Annotated in this window: 14 protein-coding genes; 2 read left to right on the top strand and 12 right to left on the bottom strand. The window is 50.8% G+C overall.

The annotated features are described in order from the left end of the window. Window positions 1-83: 83 nt before the first annotated feature. The 7 genes from MHH28_RS06920 to MHH28_RS06890 form a co-directional block, all read right to left on the bottom strand. Window positions 84-926 (bottom strand): sugar phosphate isomerase/epimerase family protein, encoded by an 843-nt coding sequence (locus tag MHH28_RS06920; protein WP_405113336.1) that lies wholly within the window; start codon window positions 924-926, stop codon window positions 84-86. Between the two features lie 29 nt (window positions 927-955). After that, window positions 956-2,605: a hypothetical protein gene (locus MHH28_RS06915; RefSeq protein ID WP_405113334.1), complete on the bottom strand. Its 1,650-nt coding sequence runs from the start codon at window positions 2,603-2,605 to the stop codon at window positions 956-958. Between the two features lie 5 nt (window positions 2,606-2,610). Beyond that, the gene (locus tag MHH28_RS06910; protein WP_405113332.1) at window positions 2,611-5,610 is read right to left on the bottom strand and encodes an alpha-mannosidase; all 3,000 of its coding nucleotides are present in this window, start codon (window positions 5,608-5,610) and stop codon (window positions 2,611-2,613) included. A gap of 85 nt (window positions 5,611-5,695) precedes the next feature. After that, a complete protein-coding gene (locus tag MHH28_RS06905) occupies window positions 5,696-7,321 on the bottom strand; it encodes an extracellular solute-binding protein (RefSeq protein ID WP_405113331.1) in 1,626 nt (541 codons plus the stop codon). Between the two features lie 71 nt (window positions 7,322-7,392). Then, entirely contained in the window at window positions 7,393-8,289 is an 897-nt protein-coding gene (locus MHH28_RS06900; RefSeq protein ID WP_405113329.1) for a carbohydrate ABC transporter permease, read from the bottom strand. Between the two features lie 12 nt (window positions 8,290-8,301). Further along, window positions 8,302-9,216, bottom strand: coding sequence for an ABC transporter permease (locus tag MHH28_RS06895; protein ID WP_405113327.1), 915 nt, complete (start codon window positions 9,214-9,216; stop codon window positions 8,302-8,304). A 219-nt stretch (window positions 9,217-9,435) separates the two neighbouring features. After that, on the bottom strand, window positions 9,436-10,287 hold the full coding sequence (locus tag MHH28_RS06890) for an AraC family transcriptional regulator (protein WP_405113325.1): 852 nt from the start codon (window positions 10,285-10,287) through the stop codon (window positions 9,436-9,438). 149 nt (window positions 10,288-10,436) lie between these two features. Here MHH28_RS06890 and MHH28_RS06885 point away from each other — a divergent pair, with 149 nt between their 5' ends. Together MHH28_RS06885 and MHH28_RS06880 are read left to right on the top strand one after the other, a co-directional pair. Further along, on the top strand, window positions 10,437-11,402 hold the full coding sequence (locus MHH28_RS06885) for a DUF1861 family protein (protein ID WP_405113323.1): 966 nt from the start codon (window positions 10,437-10,439) through the stop codon (window positions 11,400-11,402). A 112-nt stretch (window positions 11,403-11,514) separates the two neighbouring features. Beyond that, a complete protein-coding gene (locus MHH28_RS06880) occupies window positions 11,515-12,588 on the top strand; it encodes a substrate-binding domain-containing protein (protein ID WP_405113321.1) in 1,074 nt (357 codons plus the stop codon). A 101-nt stretch (window positions 12,589-12,689) separates the two neighbouring features. On the opposite strand, the gene MHH28_RS06875 is transcribed toward MHH28_RS06880, so the two are convergent. Genes MHH28_RS06875 through MHH28_RS06855 form a run of 5 tightly spaced genes read right to left on the bottom strand, consistent with a single transcriptional unit; the run spans window position 12,690 to window position 18,175 of the window. Next, window positions 12,690-13,742 carry a hypothetical protein gene (locus MHH28_RS06875; protein WP_405113319.1) on the bottom strand — a complete coding sequence of 351 codons (1,053 nt, stop codon included), beginning with the start codon at window positions 13,740-13,742 and terminating at the stop codon, window positions 12,690-12,692. Window positions 13,743-13,772: 30 nt separating this feature from the next. Beyond that, entirely contained in the window at window positions 13,773-15,044 is a 1,272-nt protein-coding gene (locus MHH28_RS06870; RefSeq protein ID WP_405113317.1) for a hypothetical protein, read from the bottom strand. Then, window positions 15,041-16,327 (bottom strand): ATP-grasp domain-containing protein, encoded by a 1,287-nt coding sequence (locus tag MHH28_RS06865; protein ID WP_405113315.1) that lies wholly within the window; start codon window positions 16,325-16,327, stop codon window positions 15,041-15,043. The genes MHH28_RS06870 and MHH28_RS06865 overlap by 4 nt, the downstream gene beginning before the upstream one ends. Further along, window positions 16,324-17,136: a sugar phosphate isomerase/epimerase family protein gene (locus MHH28_RS06860; protein ID WP_405113313.1), complete on the bottom strand. Its 813-nt coding sequence runs from the start codon at window positions 17,134-17,136 to the stop codon at window positions 16,324-16,326. The genes MHH28_RS06865 and MHH28_RS06860 overlap by 4 nt, the downstream gene beginning before the upstream one ends. A gap of 46 nt (window positions 17,137-17,182) precedes the next feature. Next, window positions 17,183-18,175 carry a hypothetical protein gene (locus MHH28_RS06855; protein ID WP_405113311.1) on the bottom strand — a complete coding sequence of 331 codons (993 nt, stop codon included), beginning with the start codon at window positions 18,173-18,175 and terminating at the stop codon, window positions 17,183-17,185. Window positions 18,176-18,179: the final 4 nt, after the last annotated feature.

Here is an 18,179-nt window from a genome sequence, read left to right as displayed (position 1 = left end):
GAGCCTTTACGGAAAGGTCTTATGCGTTACCCAAATGACGGGGCATTATTTGTTCTGCTGCTTACTTCACCGGGTTCATCTTCTTACACAGGAATTCCGGCAGCGGTAAATACGCGGTCGAACCCTGCTTTGGAGCGGACAATCAGCTGCTCCGGCTTATCTTCCGGCTGGTCTGCCGTCAGAACCTCCTGGGATACAATTCCGTCATAACCAATATGCTGCAGTCCTCTTAAAAAACCTTCCAGGTTGATGACACCTTCCCCGGTGTACAGACGCCCGTTATCCCGCACAGCCTCCAGAGGTATATCCGGCGCGTCATTAATGTGCACATGAACGATTTGCTGCGCCTGCAGCCGCTCAATGTCATCTGGAGACTGGCCATTCGTGTGCCAATGAAACGCATCCAGCAGCAGACCGACATTCGGTTCCCCGATCGCGTCTATCCAGTCCAGCGTCTCTTCCATCGTCCAGATGAAGGGGTATTTCCAGGCCGTCCGCAGATGGTGCGGTCCGACAAATTCCAGTCCCAGCCTGATACCATAGGCACCCAGTATTTGCGCGCAGATCCGCAGGCGACGGGTTGCGACTGCTAAAAAGTGGGCAGGTTTGGCGTCGGTTGATGGCAGGATGTAAGTACAGCAGCGTGTGCAGCCTAGCGAACGTGCAGCCGCCGCCGCTTCAGTCAAGCCGGTCAGCCCTGCCCGAAACCGGTCCTCATCAGCTCTCCATTCCACGGGCAAACCTATCGCACCAATCACGATGCCGTGCTGCTGTAGCTTCGCACGGGCTCCGTCTACTCCCAGACGTTGTATCAATCCTCTGGCATCCAGATCAACCGCCTGAAAACCGCCGTTGCCGGCCAGTTCGATGAACCGCTCGTCACTTTCCACTGCCCCCAGGCCGCTTAAGGTCAAACCTCTCAGCATTTCATAATCCCCCTCAATGAACAGAAGTTTCAGTCATTATCCATTAGTCTGACTTCATTATCACTTGTTCCTTGAACCGGCGCAAGTCTAAGCTTCGGGTTTGCCAAGTCGAGCTTATACATGACCTGGTTGTAGTTATAACGCGGCGTCGGGACATGGCTCGTGAATGTATTCGTATAGGTTCCTTCGAAGTAGATGACCCGGCCGCCGTCTTTGTTGAAGGTTTTATGCTGGGCAACGTTATAAAATGTATAGTCGTTGTGTGTTACGATCTTTTTGGCATCCGTCCAGGGACCTTGGGGCGCAGGAGCTTCCGCGTACCACACTTCTCCAAGTACCGATGTTTTGCCTTGTAGCTGCTGCCCGATCATAACGAATTGCTGCCGGTAATCATTCCATTCGATAGAGCTGGAAGCAAGTTGAACATTGTCACCGGTATCGACATCCTTCAGCTGATAATAATGCGGGTCATCAGCTTTAATCAGACCCCGCTGAATTAGTTCTTTCTCCTGATCCTGAGTGAGCGGCGGAGTGTTCTTTTTCCAGCCCCAGACGAGTCTGCCGTTCGCATCGCGCTCAAGCGACGTTTGATCCCCGTTATAGGCTGTTCCCGGCTTCAGGCAAGTAAACGCTTCATATTGGGTATAGTCGATGATGGCGTCATAGCTGGCTGCAACGCGCAAATTCGGCACCCGGTGTTCGGTAAAGAGCCAATATCCCTTGCCGTCCTCCTCATAATAGCTCGCCTGGCCGCCCGGATGACGCCAATCCTCTTTGGAAGGGAACTGGACAATCTGTTCAAATTCCTTCTTATCGTCGTTAAAAGCGAGAATGCCGAACGCGGTGAGTTCTGGATTATGCGTGCTGTATCCGGCGAGCAGGCGCTCCTGACCGGCGTTGTCCCTCATGGTCATCAGACCAAACACCCAGGCTATGCCTGCACCGTCAGGCAGCTGCGGCACCAGACTTTTGACGAAACCGTCATTATTCGTAAAATAGTTCAGGTTTACGCCGGTATCCGGATCCAGTCCCCCCTTATGCGGGAGCTTGGAAGTTGCTCCCGTCACACGGAAGTTCCCCAGCGGATAAGCAGGTCTGTCGGTATCCCCCCAGAACCAGTACAGCTTTTTGTTGTATTCTATCGTCTGTACAGAATCCTGTCCCATGACCAGGCCGTTGATCAACGGCTCCTGAATAGGCGCTTTCACGCCGGCAAGCAAACTGTCACGATAGATGCCTTGGCCTGTAATCCGGTACAGCCTTTCCGCAATGTTCACCCGGTTCATCTCAATGGTAATCTTGCCCCCGGGCTTAATTTGTACAGCCTGACCGCGGTTGCCGAACATGTCTGCCGGGAAGTCATAACCATGGCTCGACAAATGGAAGAAGACCGACTGATCCATCAAGCCGGGTTCGTCAAAGGCCACGATACCGGCACTATCCGTGTAATATAGAACATTGTTTGTAGTTTTCAATTCTACAAGAGGAATGCCCCGGCCTGTCTCGGCATCCACGATCTTGATCGCGAACGGATCCCGGGCCGTTTTCTTCGCGGCGCTTACCTCCTGTCCGGTGCTGTCTTCCGCCGCCAGCGCCGTTGTCGCGGCACCAGGCGCTGTCATCGCCATCAGCATGATGCAAGCCCATAATCCTGCATTTTTCCACTGTTTCATTTTCATTTCGTTTACCTCCCGATCTTTGTCGTTTTGATAGAGAACCGGATCGTCTTCACCTCGAATGGACGGAACCGAAGCCACAACTCTTCCCCCTCATGCGGTAAATCCGCCAACACCTCCTCCAGCATGTTTGTCTCATGCACCGCTGCAATGGACAGACCGAAACGAAGCCCGCACGTAACGGAAGCTCCCTTGCTCTCGTACAGACGCACGATCCAATCACCTGATCCGTCTTCGGCAAGCTTGACTGTCTCCGCGATCACATTAGCCTGATCGACAGAGAACAGCGACTGCCGCTCCTCCCGGCTTCCTCCGGACACAAGGCTGACAGGATAGTTCAGCTCATAGGCTTCATGTACGACAGGACTGTCTAGGAACGCATCGTTCCAGAACGTAAATCCATAAGTGAATTGATGCACCCCTTGATCTGATGTCTCGTCCGGCCATGTCGGAGCCCGGAGCAGCGTTAGACTCATCGTGTTGCCGTTGACGGAAATCCCGTATTTGCAGTCGTTCAGCAGCGCAAAACCGCGGTTCGCCTCCGCAAGCGCCGACCATTTATGCTGGACCACTTCGTAACGGTCCGCATCATGCGGACGCGAAGCATGATTGGGCCTCTTGACATAACCGAATTGGATTTCCTGCAGCGACTCGTTCGCATGAACACGGACCGGAAAGTCAACTTTCAGCAGCTTGTTCTTCTCGCGCCAGTGAATCGTCGTATGAAATTCCACCCGGCGGCTGCCGGCCCGCAGCCGGATATTCTGGATCATGGTCGATTGGTTCAGTTCACGCTCTACCCGGATATTCGCGAAGAGCGGACCGTTAGCGGTAACGGATACCTTGGCGTCCGCATTCAGTCCGACAGGTGCCATACGATAGCGCCGGTCAATCTCCCAGGCATCGAAATCCGAATTTTGATCCCGGTACATCCGCATGACGTTGCAGTGCCCCGCCGCCCATTCCGTTCCGGTCTCCTTGTCATAGATAGCCGTTAATTCACCCTGTTCGTTGATTTCGAGCGCCATCCATTCGTTCTCCAGACGGGAAGCCGTTGCAAGGACTGCCGGTACCTCAGGAGCAGACACCTCAGGAACCTCCGCCGCTTCCGCTTTGTACACCGACCAACCCATGGAAGGAGCTTCAACCTCGGTATAGCGGACCCCTTCGTATAGTTGCACCGGCAGAACCGCTCCGTTCCCGTCCGCGATACCTTGAACACCGGCAGGCAGCACGGCCAGCTCCTTTCTCGGCCAGGACAGCGGGTTGAAAACAGTAACCTTGGAGGTATCACCGTCCGTGATCGCCCTCCTCATATCCGCATCCAGGTTGTGCACTTCCTCATTCAATGTCTTCAGCTCATTCTGGGCCTCTTCATGAACCCGATGGATGGAGGAACCCGGCAGAATATCATGGAACTGGTGCAGCAGCAGCGTCTTCCAGAGCCGGTCCAGAGTTTCGGACGGGTATGCCTGGTCATAGAGCAGCTGCGCCGCAGCTCCCCACAGCTCTGCCTCGCGGAGACCAATCTCTGCTTTACGGTTCAGCTTTTTGATGATCGCTTGCGTCGTATAAGTTCCCCGGTGAGCAGGATAATAGAGCTCCCCTACATATTTGGCGTCAGGAATTCCTTTGGCAGTCTGATCTTCGAAAAATTTGATGGGCGAGCCATGCACCGTCTTGGGGACACCTTCCAGATTGCCGAGCCTGCGCATAAACTCAAGATCATCCCGATTGGAACCGCCGCCTCCGTCGCCGTGTCCGAACTGCGTAAGCCGCGTGGAAATCCCTTCAAGCTGGACACGATCGCTCCACTGATGGATCAGGAACGACGGGTTGATCCGGATCGGGTAGTAGTCGCCGTAGTTAAGCAGATGAGACAGGATTTGCGAACCGTCGATTCCCTCCCACAGGAACGTATTGTGCGGAAACGGATCCGCAATATTATCATAAGTTCCGAATAATTTAACGGAGCCGAAGTACTTGATCCCGCAGCCCTTCATAATTTGCGGCAGGTTCCCCGAATAGCCGAAGACGTCAGGCAGCCACAGCATCTCATTGTCCACGCCGAATTCATCCTTAAAAAACCGTTTGCCGTGCAGCGCCTGACGGATCAGACTCTCGCCGCCGGGCAGATTCGTATCGGGTTCTACCCACATGGAGCCTTCGGGAACGATTCTCCCTTCCTTTACCGCCTGTTTGATCCGGTCATACAGCTCCGGATACAGGGTCTTCACCACCTGGAACAAATACGGCTGGCTCTGGGTGTAAGTATATTCCGGATATTCGTCCATAAGCGCCAGCTGATTGGACAAAGTCCGGGCAATCTTCCGTTTGGTCTCTGCGATCGGCCACAGCCAGGCGACATCCAAATGTGACTGTCCCATAAGGTACAGCGTCGGCGCTGTGGAACCATTCACGCAATCCAGAAGCGGCTTCATGATCTTCCGGCATTGCTTTGCGTTCTCTCCCAGCCTTTCCTGACGCTCCGTCAGGTCAATCGCCGCAAACACCTGAGTCAGGCAACGGTCGATCTCCGCAACGCGGAGGGATTTGGCATCCAGATGATTGCGAAGATCGTACAGGCATTCCAAATCGATGAAAAACTGGTAGACCTCTTCTTCCAAAACGCAGAGCCGCGACTCTCCAACCGCCGGTTGAACATCCGAATGGCCGGCGTACGCTTCTGCAACAATTTCAAACCGCTCGCCGGCTTTCGCAGAACGGGTTAAAGTTAAGTAATGATGATTAAGGTCTTTCGCACCGCTCACGATGCCGTTGATGTATACAGTCGCTTCGGAACCGTAATCAAGCATGGCCACCAGCCGTTTGCCTTCGGCTCCCCTGGGAATAGTGACGGTTGAGCGGAACCAGCCGTACCCCCAATTCTCTCCCCAACGCTGCCCCGGAGCAAAGCTCCGGAACGGTTGCCCATCCATTTCATGAATGAACAGTTGTTCCATCGTCGTAAAACCGGAAACCTCTATAGAAGAAAGCTTGGTAATCATAAATTGATCTCTTTTGTTCAGCAGCTTTTCTACATGGAATAAAATCTCTTTTTTATTACTCAAGGTTTCTCACATCCTGTGGTTTCTATTTATTTCCCAGTGCTCTTTGTGCGGCATCATTATAGATTTTCAGCGCTTCATCAATGTTGCCCATTTGTTTAACCTTATCGGTGAATGCCTGCCAATTGTCAAAGCTGTTTTTGCCTGCTACGAACTTGGCCTGTTCTTCCGTAACAAATGTCTTGACCGGGTTCATAATCTCCGAGATCCGCTGGCTTTCACTGCCCGTGAGCTGTATCGACGGCTCGCTTAACCAGGAAGGAACATAGTCGTTTTTGGGCATAGGCAGACTCGTCAGGAATTCCGCTTTTTCAATCGGCACCTCTTCATATTTGCCGTTAAATACCGTATAGTCCGTCGCGGCAAAATCAACAAACGCTCTTGCATCGCTCACCATCTGCAAGCCGGGGTTATGATTCCGGCTTGCACGCATGCCGTATTTATCGCCCTCCAGCCATGGGTCCTTAGCCGTTTTCAACGAATCGACAAAGGTCGGAACGCCGTCTTCCCCGATGGTATAGGTCGTGCCTTCGATCCCCCAGGTTATGAGTTGGATCATTTCATCCGAATATTGATAATCGATGAACTTAATCAATTCCTCAGGGTTTTTGACCTTAGAGCTTACACCATAGACTCCCCAGCCCAGGTCAGGGGTATTGCCGTTTACAATTTCCTGCCAGGCCTTCCCGTATTTCGGATTGTCGGGATACAGCGAAACCGCAAAAATCTTGCCGTCGCCCGCTGTTCTCGTATACTCTGCCGGGGTCGTAAACCACTGTGTCAGCCACATGAGGTTGTCGCCGTTCAGCGCTTTTCTTTTCAGCGTATCGTCCGTGTCAATGGTGTACTCCGGATCCAGCAATTTCTCTGAATACAGCTTATTCGCAAACTGGAGCGCGTCTTTATATCCTTCATCCAGCACCCCGTATACGTATTTCTCACCGTCCCAGAAAATTTCGTCCCGGATATGGTTCGCGGAGAACAGGGATCTCAAGCTGTTCCATTTGGTCGCGACAGGATACTTGTCGGGGTAGAGCTCTTTAAGCTTTTTGGCAGCCTCATAAAATTCATCGAGTGTTTCCGGGATTTTGATGTTATTCACCTTGAACACATCGTAGCGGTAAGCAGAGGTATTCTGGATGAGCATCCCCCGGTCCTCAGGGAATCGTGGCGTGGAGGTTTCTTTGAAGGTGAACATTTTGCCGTCGGCATCCGTTACCCGCTTCATCCCGTTTTTCACCTTGCTGATGTAGTTCATATAGTTTGGCATCAGCTCTTTATACTGTCCTAATTCGAGAAGCTGGCCTTGTTCGGCCATTTCCGTTGTGTCATAGAATAAAGGCGTTACAAAAAAGTCCGTCAGATCATCGCTTGCGATCATAAGTTTGACCTTCTCGTCATACTCGGAAGATGGAATATAGTTATAGTTGATTTCTACTTTTTTGCCCATGTAAGCTTCCATGCGTTTGTGCCATTCCTTGCCGACCAGACTATTCGGATTGTCCACACCGCTTGCCGGCAGCGTCACCGAGAATCGCATCACTTCCTGACCATCTCCACTCGCGGCAGAATTGTTAGAATTATTCGAACATCCTGAAAAAACCATCAGCGCGGCCAACACCAGGATCAGTACTTTCGCCAGTTTTTTCATTCCATCTCCCCCTAATTCGTACGATAAACCGCTTGTTTTCAAACTCAACATCCATTAGCGTCATCCGCCTCTCAGCCTTTGATCGAGCCGACAAATATTCCTTTGGTGAAATGCTTCTGGAAGAACGGGTAAATGCACATGATCGGAAACATGGTAATAATAATGACGCTCATTCGTACCGCCTTCGGATCAAGCGTGTCCCCTGGAGCATTGACGGCGACCGCGCCGCCTCCTATCCGGCCTTGAATCGCAGTCGTATCCAGGGTGAACAGGTAGTTTCTTAACACCATCTGCAAAGGATACTTATCCTGATCCCGGAGATAGATCAAAGCCTCGAACCAGCTGTTCCAGCTGCCGACCAGACCGAACAGGGCAAAGGTTGCAAACAGCGCTTTGGATAGCGGCAGGATGATCCTGAACAATACGACCAGATCATTCGCCCCGTCGATATAGGCGGAGTCCTTCAGCTCGGCAGGAATATTCAGAAAAAAGGTCCGGAACAGAAACACGTTGTAAGCACTGATCGCTCCGGGAAGAATCATGACCCAAACCGTATCCAGCAGGTTTAATCCGCGCATAAGCAGATAGGTCGGGATCAAGCCGCCCCCGAAAAACATGGTGATCATGAGAAAAATAGTGAGAAATTTTTTGCCCGCGAATTCCGGAATCGTAAGCGGATAGGCCATCAGAGCCGTAAACAGCAGCATAATGCCCGTCGACCCGGCTGCGTAAATAATGGAGTTAAGATACCCTTTAAAAATGTACGGATCATTAAATACCGTCGTATAAGCCTCAAGATTGAATCCCTTAGGCCAGATCGTTACGCTCCCCGAGGAGATGTAACCCGTGCCGCTTAGTGACGTCGCGATAATGTTCAGGATCGGATACAACACAACAATCAGGATAAACAGCATAATCAGAAGATTTAAGGCATCAAAAGCTCTGGAACCCAAGCTGGTCTTGTTCAAAATCCCACCGCCCTAGAACAAACTCGTATCTGATACTTTTCGGCTGATCCAATTGGTTAAGAATAGAACTGTAAAAGAAATGAACGACATAAACAATCCGATTGCCGTCGTGTATTCGTATTGCGCTCCTAGTATACCTTGGCGGTAAACATAGGACCCGATAACATCCGCTACCTCGTAAGTTTCAGGGGAATAGAGCAGGATGATCTTCTGGAAATCACTTCCGAGAATTCCTCCCACGGCAAAAATCAGCAAAATAATTGTGGTCGGCTTAAGCGAGGGCCAGGTGACATGCACAACCTTTTTCCAGCGCCCTGCGCCGTCTACCTCGGCTACGTCATACAGTGTAGGGTCTATCCCGCTTAATGTAGCAAGATAAATAATGGTGCCGAACCCGACGCCCTGCCATATGCCGGAAGAGATAAATATAGTCCGGAAATAGCCGGGCTCAAGCAGAAACATGATGGGATCTCCGCCAAAGAAAGCGACGAATTTGTTAAACAAACCGTCCCTTGCCGTAAATTCCTTAAGCAACCCCGCCACAATGACGACGGAAATAAAATGCGGGAAATAAGAAACCGTCTGTACAAGCTTTTTAAAGCCCTTGTTTTTCAGTTCATTAAACAGCAGTGCCAGAATGATCGGCGCCGGAAAAGACCAGAATAAAGTATACAAACCGAGAAGCAGCGTGTTCTTGAGCACCCTGAATGCCATGGGATCATGGAAGAAAGAAGTGAAGTACTTGAAGCCTACCCACTCACTCCCCCATATCCCCTTAGATGCGTTGAAGTCTTTGAATGCGATTAAAATCCCGTACATCGGTAAATAGTGAAAGACCAGCAGTGTAAGAAAACCGGGAAGCACCATGAGGTAAAGATACCGGTGCTTGACAATTCTGGCCACAAGCCTGCTATGGGTTGTCTTCAAAGGAACACCTCCTGACTGTTATCAATATGTAAGCGCATTCAATTTCACCTCCAGGCTGTATCCTGACGTTCGGTCGAAAACGCCGTGCCTCCGACTGCCGTCTCCTACAGATATCATGATGTTCCAGCCACAAGTTATTATGCTAAGTTGAAAATAACACATACCTTATAACCCGTCAACACATAAGTTTTAATTAAAAAATCGTCGAATATAAGTATACTATCTGCGAATATTCCCGAATTGGCGATATACATGCGGCGTCATCAGGTTATGTCTCCGCTTGAACAAGTCATAGAAATAGCTGACATTATCCAGCCCGATCTCTAGGCTGATGTCCACGATTTCCATATCTGTGTTCAGCAGCAGATTTTCAGCATAGGCCATCCTTAATTCGTTAATATACTGGGTCGGGGACATCGCGAGATACTTCCTGAACATTCTGCATACGTAGGCATGTGATTTGCCTGACAGCCCGACGAGCGCAGCCGTTCCCTGCGTGAAATGTTCCTTCTTCCCCGCTTCATTGCAGAGAGTCCTTAACCATTCAGGCACTCCCTTTAAATCCATGTGATCCGCCTCAGCCTTGATATACCTGGAGAACAGATCGGTCAAGATGGCCCTCACCTCAGCTCTGACGATCAGCTTCTTCTCCTGCGGGATCAGACTGAGCTGATCCAGCCTGTACCGGACATATTCCTTCTCCGTTCTGGACAGCAAGACCGCCGGCGGCATGGACGGCCCCAGCAGCCTTTCGCTAGGGAAACCTTCGCCCAGGAAAGCAATCAGGTCATCCAGGACCTCCCGCTGGAACGACAAATTGATGAACTGGCAATCGCAGTCATCTGTCCGCTCATAGTAGTGAACGTCACTTTCCCGTATGAAAACCAGCGTATTTTCCTGCAACAGCTGCCCTTTGCCGTTAATGACATGCACAACACTCCCCTTCAGGATCAGGAACAATTCATAAAAGTCGTGAGTATGCATGCCGACTGTATCCCCCACAGAGGCGATCAGCCGGTAATGCGCCTGAATTTCAGAATCAATGCCGTTTGCTGCAAGCAATTTCAACATAAGTCATAGTCCTCCTTCTTTGTATTTGCCCCTGGCAAGTTACTCCAAGGTCAAACCACCATAATGGATTCCAAAATAGAGCAAGATTTGCTGCGAATTTTCCGGTTAAGATAACCATGTTATTGATACCTGAGAGGAGGTTAGCCGGTATGCACTTAATAGAACAACGTCAGCATTTCGAAGCTAACAAACATATTTACGAAAGCGCCAGACTTGTCTTCCGCGGTGTCGAAGGGTTTGATGTCTACAATCCTTCGGTTCCTTTTGAATGGAGAGGCAAGCGCTATATTTACGGGCGCGTGGAAAGACGCCACGAATGGGCAAGGTCATGGGTCCGCCTGTTCAGTGAGAGCGGTCCGGACGAATGGACTGTCGTACCTGATACGATGATCTATCAGCTGGAGGACCCTTATATCAGCGTAATCGGCAAACAGCTCGTATTGGGCGGCACGCATGTCCGTTACAGTCAGGGAAAGCTCGACACGTTCTACGGTTATTTCTACAAAGGCCATGATCTTAATGATCTCTTCTACTTCACCACCGGCCCGGATAAAATGAAGGACATTCGGCTCGTAGAATTACAGGACGGCAGGATTGGCGTATTCTCGCGACCACGCGGCGAAGATGTGCGTCAGGCATTCGGAAGCGAGTCTTTAGTGGGTTTCACGATCATCGACAGCCTCAGTGACTTGTCTCCCGGCGTCATTGAGAACGCCCCTTATATCCGCGGACTGTTCCAGGCGGATGAGTGGGGCGGGTGCAACCAGGCCTATTGGCTCCAGAGCGGAAAAATCGGCGTGATCGGCCACATCTGTTATGCTCAAGGCGGAACCTCCACCTATATGAATATGGCTTTCGTCCTGGACCCGCAGACCAATCAATTCTCTGACTTGACCATCATTGGTACCCGTGCTTGTTATCCGGATGGCCCTGCCAAGCAGGCGCACCTAACTGACTGCGCCTTCACCGCCGGCATTGAAATGCGCCCTGATGGCAAGGCCAACCTGTACAGCGGCATAGGCGATACCGAAGCCGCTCGAATCGTTATCGACTACCCGTTTGAGAAGGAAGGGGCCATCGTAACAAAACACATACCTTATTTGCCCCTACCTTAATACAATCCTTCGTATTTTACAATATGTTATTCCTAATCCAGCTTAAATTACGTATACTTTTTAAAACAATATACGCTATAATTGAGGAAATGTTAATATGAGGTGAAAGCAGTTGAGCAAGAAGGATTTGGCTCTGCCAAAGTATCAGATGGTCAAAGAATATGTCTTATCCCAGATCGAGAATCAGGAATTTACCATGGACGAACGGATTCCCAGCGAGTCGGAGTTCTCCAGGCTGCTGGATGTCAGCTCTATTACTGTTCGTAAGGCACTGTCGGAGCTGGTGAACGAGGGTGTGATCTACCGCGTCAGGGGGAAGGGGAGTTTTGTCGCCAGCCAAGCAGCCATCCCCGACAAAAATTCAAATCTGGTGGCCTTCGTCATCTCCGGCATCGATTTGTACGATAGTTCGTATATGCAGATTATGAGGGGCATCCAATCCCTTCTGGGCAAACACGGCTGCAAACTGATCATTGAATTCGTGGAAAATGATTTCGAACAGGAACGGGAGCTTGTTCTGGAACTGATTCAGACGGAACTAAGAGGAATCCTCATTTATTCCTCGAATCCCGAAGCGGCAAAGGATTATCTCCGGGAAATCCGTAAAAAAGCGATTCCGTTCGTGATGCTTGACCGTTCCCCTTCCGGCTATCCGGTCAACGTTGTCACTTGTAACAACCATGACGGAGCTTATGAAGCTGTGGAATACCTGATCAAGCAAGGTCATCGCCACATCGGATTCGCGGCTTACGACTACCACCTTAGTCCGGAGGTCGACCGGTATAACGGTTACCGCAACGCCATGTCGGATGCTTCCCTTCCGGTACCTGAATCCCTTTTGTTCCTGGCCAAGGAGCTGGACTACACCGCGCTTGCGGAGCTTATCCGGAGCGGGGAGCTGACGGCACTGTTCTGCGCGAATGACAGGCGGGCCCTTGAAGCCATTGAACAGCTAACCGCACTCGGCATCCGCATCCCTGAACAAGTGTCCCTCATCGGCTTTGACGATTTCGAAAGCTCCAAATTTGCCAAGGTAGCCTTGAGCACGGTGAAGCAATATTTCGATGTCCTCGGCTATGAGAGCGCCAAGCTGCTGTATGAAATTACAGAAGGCTCGTCTTACGGCAACAAGAAAGTCATGCTGCCTACAAGCCTGGTGATTCGTGACACGGTTAAGCCGGTGTAAGTTAAAAAAAGACCGCCAATTGGCGGCCTTTTGTTTTGGGGTCCCCGCAAAGTATCTGAGTCATCACCTACGCTAAAGCTCCACTTTGTGGGGTTATTTTGCTAAGAGTTACTAACCTCAGTTGCCATTTTCATCGTCTGGACCATGTTATATTCTTTCTTCACAATCTCTTCAAGTTTTACGATAGCTTGATCACGAACACGATTAGATGCGATCATTTTAATAACTGTCGTTCTATAAATTTCCCATAAATGACTTAGTTCCACGCTTTGTTCTGCTAACTTCTTATAGAGATTGGTATGGGACGATTGATCTTCCAGTAACTTAAAAAGCCTGTTATTCTTCTTATGATTCTGTGCAAAAGAACTGCTTCTCAAGGCAAATATGCTGGTATCGTTCAAATGACCTACAAGTTCTTCGAATTCCTCTACATAATCGGTCAACGCTTTTAGACCCAACTGATAATGAAGACCATATTGCTCAAGAAAAGCGACTTTATCCTCCAATAGATTGCTTCTGAGTTCTGAGATAAACGACTCCTGTACGGAAAACTCGTGGTTAAAGTTCCTGATCGATCCATCATGCACAGAAACCATTATGAATCTGACTTTTCTGCCGCTTGTCATTAGATATTGGGTAGATTCCATAATGACTTCAAGTGGAGTTAGATAATCGTGCATCCGCCCTGGAGATAAGCAATCCTCAATGACTGTGTATGCATCCCCACCCGCACATTTTCCATGAATAAAGGTCGGATGGATAAAATGTATTTTTCCGGCTTCTCTTCCACTGGAATAAAAAAAGCGGTCCACATCGAGAAAGACATATTTCTTCTTGTCTAAAGCGCCTTGAATCATCTCATCCAGCAAAGGGATATCAGATTGCTCAAGAAGCTGATCCTCAAAGCGAAGATAATGATAGAGCTGTTCCGTGTCATATTGAACTTTCGGCAGCATTAATCCTTGTTGCAGCAAGCTTTCAAAATTGTCTTCGGGAAATGTCTGGTTGATGAGTTTTTTCCAGTACTGCGTTTTAAAAGTCAGCGGCAGCTTCTCGAACGATGAATGATGACTAATGAGAATCGACATCAAGTTATTATTGACACAATCAAGCCATATGTCATTATAAGGCAAAATCCGATGGGTAGGTGTCATATGGTCAACTCCCTATGATGAACTCACTTATTAGGTGGATAGCCAGCTCACATCATTTAACGTACCGTCAGGGCGAAGCATAACTTCCTTCGGAAGAGCATGAGACAGAAAATGAACATTGCCGCAGGTTAAGCCATATGCCCCCATATGGGGAAACGCGATCCAATCCCCCGGCTCTAGAGGGGGGAGCATGACGCTGCCTTGCAGCACATCTGCGGGAGTGCACAATTTACCGCAAACATTGTAGGAGATTCTACCTTCTCCTTCACCGGATTCGTATAGCTTGCACTCCCCCGCCTTCCATAGCTGAAGAGGCAGAGGCTGCTTGAAGCTTCGTCCCATCAGGCTGGAAAAAGCCCGGTGGTGGGTTCCCCCATCGACAATGGCGAAGGCTTTGCCTTTGGAGAGCTTGGTGTACAGCACTCTTGCCGCATAAATCCCCATCGTTGCGGCAATTCGCCGCCCTGATTCTACGAATACCATTTCCAATTCCAGATCCCGGTTTCGCTCTAACTCCCCGGCAAGGTACGCCCCGAAAGCTTTGACAGGAAACGGCTCATCGCCTTCAAACATGGGAACGCCGAAACCGCCGCCGAGCCCTAAGCATCGAAGCTGCAGGCCGAATTGGTCTCGCACCTGCCGGGTGAGACCGAACATCATCGGAACGCTCTCCCTATAAAAGTCGAGGTGGAAATTTTGCGTGCCCTGGTACGTATGCAATCCGATCAGCTTTAGCCCTTCAAGGTTAATGGCGGTGTGCACCGCTTCATTAATTTCACTGTCGTCGATGCCAAACTGCGAGGCAAGTCCGACCGATGACATCCGCGAGCCTTTGGTTCCAGTAGACAAATTGACCCTTAACATAACGGGAGCGGCAATGCCAAGCGCAACCGCTTCATCGTGAATGACGAATAGCTCCGGGATGGACTCCGCATTAATCGCGTAGATCCCATGGCGAAGCACATGATGAATCTCGTCCGCGCTTTTGCCCGGTCCGGTAAACACGATGCTGTGCGGATTTACCCCGTTAGAGCGGGCAATCTCATATTCCCCAACCGATGCGACTTCGATCGGCGAACCCCAGCCATTTATGAGACGGCATACCTCCGGATTGGGATTGACCTTCATGGAATAATATAGCGTCACATCTTTGGGTAAAGCGTCCCGCAGCGAAAAATAAGCGGAGGCCAGCTTTCCCTCGTCATATACATAAACGGGTGATCCAAACGGCTTGGCTGCTTCCAGCCAAAAGGGTTGGCCCACTTCCTGCTGATTAGACAGTCGTTGTGAAGCCATAGTCATACGACAGCTCCCCTCCATTCCATGATTGCTTCCTCCAGTCCTTGACGGGCAAGCTTCTCAGCTTCATCGTCCACACCCCAGCTCAGAGTCGAGATCCTGCAAGGCCGGATACGGTCTGCCGATTCCCCATCCTGGTGGAAACCATACACGAATGCCCCGCCTTGTCCGGCAGAGATCCTTATCGATGTCACCTTTTCGGCAAATTCTGCAAATTTGGCCCCAGGGTGGAGCTTGAAATCATAGGATTGAGTCTCCATTCTAGAAACCCCGCGTTCGAGCAAGTGCTTGCGAATCTTAAGCAAATACGTGACCATGGTAAGACGGGCGTTGAGCTCAATAACCGGTATTAAAGTTCCGTCTTCATCCAGTATGGAGTCAACCCCGATGAAACCCTCGTAGCCCCGGGAATGTAAAGATTTACCCAGCTGTTGCAGCTGTTCGGTATAAGCCGCCATCAAAGATTCAGGCAGGTCCGGGTGCAGACGGCTCCCCCTGTACACTCCTGCATCCGTAATTCTCTGCTCGGTCATAGCCAGGATCTCGCAATTGGTTCCCCCCAGCCAGAGCTGTGCCGTCAGATGGCGCTCGACCTGATGCCAGCGTTCCACCGTCACCACCGGTTGCCCGCCTCCCCGAGAGATCTGCCTCTCTAAATATCCCAGCAGCATCTCCAAATCCGGGCCCCGATGGATATGGAACAGCGCTTTACCGGAAGAACCGTAAGCGGTTTTTACAACCAGCCGGGCTCCAGGATGCCTTCCCTCCAACTCGGCGCAAGTACGGCGGATCGCGTCAAGCCCCTCGCATATCTTACCCTCGCTGACTGGAAAGCCGATTTCTTCGCATAATTTACGCGTTGCGATCTTGCTGTTCAGTTCCACGGATAATCGGGCTGGCGGACCGATCCATCTCCCTCCGTTTTCCTTGAGAAACTGCTCCTCCTGCTCGTCCATCAAGTAAGGAACAGCAATCCGGTTGCGAAACTCACCCGTATATTCAGACCGTGCGCCAATCGCAATTGAGGGTAGTGCTATCTTCTCTTCTTCCAAATAAGCTAGGAATTCAGGATCCGGAGCCTCTTTCAGGAGAACAAGATCATCCCGGTCAGCCAAATAAATCTGGTAGAGATCCATTTGCGATACGAGCCGATCTCCGGACGCATTGTTAATATGGGGTAGGCGAATCTCTTGAGCGGCTTTTCCTTGTTCCCAATTAATATTGGAGTACCAGAGCTTCGGTGCGCGCGTTCCGGTCAGATGCTCCACATAAGGTGCGTTATTCATGTTCCCGTCACCTCCACTTTCTCCAGCCTGTGATCCGACTCCAGCCCTTTAAGCCAGCCCAGCTCCGACTTTAAGATTTTAAAGGGTATAGCTCCGAACCATTCCAGAGATACCGGGGCTCGGGTAGGGTCCAAGATAAGGCGCTTCATTATGGCCTGGCAGTCCATTTCTCCATCGGCCAAGGGTACGATACCTCTGCGGCTGCCGCTCGGAGAATATATATTGTCAGGAGAGAATACTTCAAGCCATTGCCGGGATTCCACATTCTTCAGATGGATATTGACAATCCATGGCTTCAAGCGTTCGTAGGCGGCAAGGGGATCAGCGCCCGATTCCCACATGTGCAGAAAGTCCAAATTCAGCTTCAAGGCAGGGTGGCCGGTTTGCCTGAGCAGTTGAAGTGTGGAATCTAAGCCGTCGGCAGCGGTTCCCGGATGAGTCTCAACCACAGTATAGACCCCTTCCCTCTCTGCTGCGGCGCACAGGATATTTAGACGTCCGGTGCAAAGCTCCCAGTCCTTCTCATCAAGAGCTTGACTGCTCAGATTTCCTGCGAAAATCCTTAGCTTATCTGTGTGGAACGCTTTGGCCGCCTGTACGGCTTCCTGCCATTCCTTAAGCAGAACGTCCATTGGGATATTCCCCATGAGAGGGATATAATCGCTCAGCATGTTGATTTCGAGCCCGTAGCTGAACATTTCGTCCAGCATACCTCCCAGCTCCTGTCCCCGTTGGCGAAGCAAAGCCTTGGCATGGACGCCCCACAGTTCTATACCGTTGAAGCCCGTTTCATGAGCATAACGGAGCAACTCCCGGATGGATACCAGCTCGTGCCGAAAAGAAATCGTGCATAGATTATACCGCAGTCAGATCACCGCCTATTCCATTCATCCAGGCCAGGAATTGAAGCTCCGCATCCCGAATTTCCCGCAGCCTGGCAAGAGCCGAGCGCAGCAGTGCTTCGTCCCCGATGTGCTTGCGGTATTTCACAAGCAGGAAATTCAGTGCCGTCCATAACTTCACGATCCCGCTGATCCGGTTCGTCCCTTCCAGCGCCTGCCCCTTGTCCATCACGCCCAGCCGGGCAAAGCTATTCCATATGGAAGACCGGAGCTTGGTTATGGAAGCAATGGCGACCGAGTTCTGGCTCAGCCAGTTCGAGGTTTGTTCCGGGCTTAAAGCTAGAGATTCCTGCAAATCACGGGCAAAGCTGTCCAATGCGGCGGTACCCGAACTGTATTGAGAACGGACATACATGTCGTAGTTTCGCTTGGCTGCATAGGCGAAGATATCACGCTTGCCGGGAGGCTCGAACCCCTTCCCTGCTTGATCCGGCTGAAGCTCGTAGAAAATGATGTCCTCCTCTTCCGGCTCCGCCGATGCCCGCATAAGCTCTTCTCCGGTCAGGAATCCGTTGAAACCGACAATGGGATCGAATACTCTGAAGGCGTTACGCGCTTCATCGAAGCTATCTGCGAGGATATAATGCTCGAATCCGCTCTCCGCCATGCTCAGCATATTGGGAGGGAAAAAATCCAGATCGGCTGGGCGGCATTTTACTACCGCACGGTTCCCTGACTGAACAGACTGCTTTAGCGCCTCAGGTCCAGTTCCCTTGTAAACCAGATGGATGCCGTACAGGAAGGGCAAGCTTTTGTTCAAGCGCACATGCTGGCTCGCCGTAATAATGCGCGATACATAATTGACATTCCAGTAATCCAGCAGAAACAGATCAGGGTTGGCCCCGGACCGGTATAAGTGGGTCATGATGCAGGAAGCTGCACATTCCATCGCCGCCAGCTTCATCATTTCCGGCTTGGCATCCGTCGTATCCGTATGAGACGTCATCTCT

It is taken from the genome of Paenibacillus sp. FSL K6-1217 (assembly GCF_045040735.1).
Lineage (GTDB): Bacteria > Bacillota > Bacilli > Paenibacillales > Paenibacillaceae > Paenibacillus_AQ.
The sequence above is the reverse complement of the archived record's forward strand: the minus strand, read 5'-3'. Positions and strand labels throughout refer to the sequence as shown.